The organism is Salinibius halmophilus (assembly GCF_003577475.1).
Lineage (GTDB): Bacteria > Pseudomonadota > Gammaproteobacteria > Pseudomonadales > Natronospirillaceae > Salinibius > Salinibius halmophilus.
Genome location: NZ_QPEP01000025.1, coordinates 1 through 1,120, shown reverse-complemented (window position 1 = coordinate 1,120; position 1,120 = coordinate 1). Strand labels below are relative to the sequence as shown.

The 1,120-nt window shown below is 52.4% G+C and carries 1 rRNA gene; it reads left to right on the top strand.

Annotated elements, in window-relative coordinates:
* Nucleotides 1-1,082 (top strand): 16S ribosomal RNA (locus tag DUW71_RS17460); the annotation flags it as partial.
* Nucleotides 1,083-1,120: the final 38 nt, after the last annotated feature.

Sequence of the window (1,120 nt, the reverse complement as noted above, 5' to 3'; positions counted from 1 at the left end):
TGGTTAATACCCATCAGCCGTGACGTTACCTACAGAAGAAGCACCGGCTAACTCCGTGCCAGCAGCCGCGGTAATACGGAGGGTGCGAGCGTTAATCGGAATTACTGGGCGTAAAGCGTACGTAGGCTGTTACTTAAGCCAGATGTGAAAGCCCCGGGCTCAACCTGGGAACTGCATTTGGAACTGAGTAACTAGAATGTGTGAGAGGCAAGTGGAATTTCCAGTGTAGCGGTGAAATGCGTAGAGATTGGAAAGAACACCAGTGGCGAAGGCGACTTGCTGGCATAACATTGACGCTGAGGTACGAAAGCGTGGGTAGCAAACAGGATTAGATACCCTGGTAGTCCACGCCGTAAACGATGTCTACTAGTTGTTGGGACCTTTATGGACTTAGTGACGCAGCTAACGCATTAAGTAGACCGCCTGGGGAGTACGGTCGCAAGATTAAAACTCAAATGAATTGACGGGGGCCCGCACAAGCGGTGGAGCATGTGGTTTAATTCGATGCAACGCGAAGAACCTTACCTAGCCTTGACATCCAGAGAATTTGGTAGAGATACCTTAGTGCCTTCGGGAACTCTGTGACAGGTGCTGCATGGCTGTCGTCAGCTCGTGTTGTGAAATGTTGGGTTAAGTCCCGTAACGAGCGCAACCCTTATCTTTAGTTGCCAGCACTTCGGGTGGGGACTCTAGAGAGACTGCCGGTGACAAACCGGAGGAAGGCGGGGACGACGTCAAGTCATCATGGCCCTTACGGCTAGGGCTACACACGTGCTACAATGGCAAGGACAGAGGGCAGCGAACTCGCGAGAGTAAGCCAATCCCAGAAACCTTGTCGTAGTCCGGATTGGAGTCTGCAACTCGACTCCATGAAGTCGGAATCGCTAGTAATCGCGAATCAGAATGTCGCGGTGAATACGTTCCCGGGCCTTGTACACACCGCCCGTCACACCACGGGAGTTGATTGCACCAGAAGTAGGTAGCCTAACCTTTGGAGGGCGCTTACCACGGTGTGGTCGATGACTGGGGTGAAGTCGTAACAAGGTAGCCCTAGGGGAACCTGGGGCTGGATCACCTCCTTAAACGATATCGACGCAAGCACTCACAACGTATTATCTGA